At 72.7% G+C, this 2,779-nt stretch carries 2 protein-coding genes; both read right to left on the bottom strand.

What is annotated here, in order from left to right; all coding sequences use genetic code 11:
- Positions 1-85 precede the first annotated feature (85 nt).
- Positions 86-1,756 carry a phosphoenolpyruvate--protein phosphotransferase gene (gene ptsP / locus ABTZ03_RS28605; RefSeq protein ID WP_350515982.1) on the bottom strand — a complete coding sequence of 557 codons (1,671 nt, stop codon included), beginning with the start codon at positions 1,754-1,756 and terminating at the stop codon, positions 86-88.
- 103 nt (positions 1,757-1,859) lie between these two features.
- Positions 1,860-2,309, bottom strand: a complete 450-nt coding sequence (locus ABTZ03_RS28600; RefSeq protein ID WP_350515981.1) for a PTS sugar transporter subunit IIA — start codon at positions 2,307-2,309, stop codon at positions 1,860-1,862.
- Positions 2,310-2,779 lie beyond the last annotated feature (470 nt).

Raw genomic sequence — 2,779 nt, 5'->3', positions numbered from 1 at the left:
CCCGCCCCCGGCCGGCCTCCCCCCCGCCGCGGGGCCGCTCCCCCCCCGGGGGGCCCCCCCCCCTTCTCGTCCTGCTCCTACTGCCTCACTCGCCGGACAGCACCTGCTGCGCGGCGGCCCGCGCCTCCTCGGCGCTGTCCGCGGCCCGGGCCGCCTCGGCCGCCCGGCGGCACTGCGCCAGCGTGTACTTGGCCAGCGCGGCCCGCACGTAGGGGATCGAGGCCGCGCCCATGGAGAGGCTGGTGACGCCGAGACCGGTCAGCACCACGGCCAGCAGCGGGTCCGAGGCGGCCTCGCCGCAGACGCCGCAGCTCTTGCCGGCCACCCGCGCCGCATCGGCGGAGGCGGCGACCAGGTCCAGCAGCGCCGGCTGCCACGGGTCCTGCAGCCGGGCCAGCGCACCGACCTGACGGTCGGCGGCGAAGGTGTACTGAGCCAGGTCGTTGGTCCCCAGCGACAGGAACTCGACCTCCTGGAGGATCGACCGGGCCCGCAGGGCGGCCGACGGGATCTCCACCATCGCACCGAACTTGGCGTTCAGCCCGGCCTCGCGGCAGGCGGCCGCGAAGTCCGCGGCGTCCTTGCGGTCGGCCACCATCGGGGCCATCACCTCAAGGTGCACCGGCAGGCCCTCGGCCGCCGTGGCCAGCGCCCGCAGCTGGGTGCGCAGCACCTCGGGGTGCTCCAGCAGGGTGCGCAGACCGCGCACACCCAGCGCCGGGTTCGGCTCGTCGGCCGGGGTGAGGAAGTCCAGCGGCTTGTCCGCGCCCGCGTCCAGCACCCGGACCACGACCCGGCCCTCCGGGAACGCCTCCAGCACCTTGCGGTACGCCTCGACCTGCTTCTCCTCGCTGGGAGCCTTCGCCGAGTCGTCCAGGAACAGGAACTCGGTACGGAACAGGCCGACGCCCTCCGCACCGTTCTCCAGCGCGGCCGGCACGTCCGCCGGGCCACCGACGTTGGCCAGCAGCGGCACCCGGTGCCCGTCCGAGGTCTGCCCCGGACCGGAGGAGGCGGCCAGGGCGGCCTTGCGCTCGGCGGCGGCCGCCCGCAGCTCGTCCTGCTTCTCCTGCGTCGGGTCCAGTAGCACGTCGCCCGAGCTGCCGTCCACCGCGACGACGGTGCCCTCGGCGACATCGGTCGCCCCCGGCAGCGCGACCACGGCCGGCACGCCCAGCGCCCGCGCCAGGATGGCGCTGTGGCTGGTCGGCCCGCCCTCCTCGGTCACGAAGCCGAGCACCAGCGTCGGGTCCAGCAGCGCGGTGTCGGCCGGCGCCAGGTCCCGCGCGAACAGCACGTACGGCTCGTCGCTGTCCGGCACGCCCGGCATCGGCACGCCCAGCAGCCGGGCCACGATGCGGTTGCGCACGTCGTCCAGGTCGGCGACCCGGCCGGCCAGGTACTCCCCGGCGGAGGCCAGCAGCGCCCGGTAGGCGGCGAAGGCGTCGTACACACCGCGCTCGGCGCTGCTGCCGACGGTGATCCGGCGGGACACGTCGGCCATCAGCTCCGGGTCCTGCGCCATCAGCGCCTGGGCCTCCAGCACGCCCTGCGCCTCGCCGCCCGCCAGGTTGCCGCGCGCGATCAGGTCGGCGGCGACGGCCTCGACGGCCGCCTGGGCCCGCGCCTGCTCACGGGGCGCGTCCTCGGTCGGGATCTGGGTGGCCGGGGGCTCCAGGACCGCCGTGCCCATGTGCCGCACCTGGCCGATCGCGACCCCGTGGCTGACACCCACGCCGCGCAGTGTCTTCTCCATGTACCTGTTCTCCGCTGAGAGGAGCGGCCCCGCCGGGAACCGCTGAGTGCCGGGTCGCCCCGTCAACTCCTGCGGGGCGGGTGTGTGTCCGTATATAGAGAGGTCAGCTCCAGCTGAACAGCTTGTCGCCCGCCAGGGTCTCGCCGTCCTCGCGCAGGTTGCCCAGCGCGTCGGGGGCGGCCTCCAGCGCCACGATCGGCGAGATCGGCGACTTGCCGGCGGCCTCGACGGCAGCCGGGTTCCACCGGATCACGGCCTGACCGCGGGTCACCGTGTCGCCCTTGTTGACGAGCAGCTCGAAGCCCTCGCCGTTCAGCTGCACGGTGTCGATGCCGAGGTGGGTCAGGACACCGTGTCCGTCCGCGTCCACCACGACGAACGCGTGCGGGTGCATGGAGACGACGACGCCGTCCACCGGGGCGAGCGCCTCGGTGGGCTCGCGAACCGGGTCGATCGCGGTGCCCGGGCCGACCATCGCACCCGAGAACACCGGGTCCGGCACGCCGGCGAGCCCGACGACCTTGCCGGTCAGCGGCGACGTCACAGTGGTCATGGTGGTGCCTCCCAAGTGCGCAATACAGTGAGCGGCCGCGAGGTGCGGCACACGATCAACTGAAGCCTAAATCATGTCAACTTCGGACATCTGCCGACATTCCCGGGCGAAGACCCACGCCCCCGCCCGTCTACCGACCGGCGTCACATCGACCCGCGACTGGTCTAGTCCTCTTGGTCGATGCGCCGCACTCTACAGGCATCTTGGCGAACCGAGGCCATTGCTGTATATGCTCGCGAGAGCAACAAATCATGCCGCCACCCGGGTGACTCCTGGTGCGCTCCGATTCGCGCTCCGGCCGCCGACCCGCTATGGTTGGCCGAGTCGCCACAACTTGGCGGTTAACACCAGATTTCAGATGCGAAAAGCTCCGGTAAACGGAGCGGAAAACATCTGGTAAGCTGGAAACACGAAAGAACGAAGCGCCCGGAGGGCCCGCTGGAAGGCGGTCCGAAGGAAGCGTCCGTTCC

It is taken from the genome of Kitasatospora sp. NPDC096077 (assembly GCF_040303245.1).
Taxonomy (GTDB): domain Bacteria; phylum Actinomycetota; class Actinomycetes; order Streptomycetales; family Streptomycetaceae; genus Kitasatospora.
Note: the sequence above shows the minus strand (reverse complement) of the source record. Positions and strands in the feature narration are given on the sequence as shown.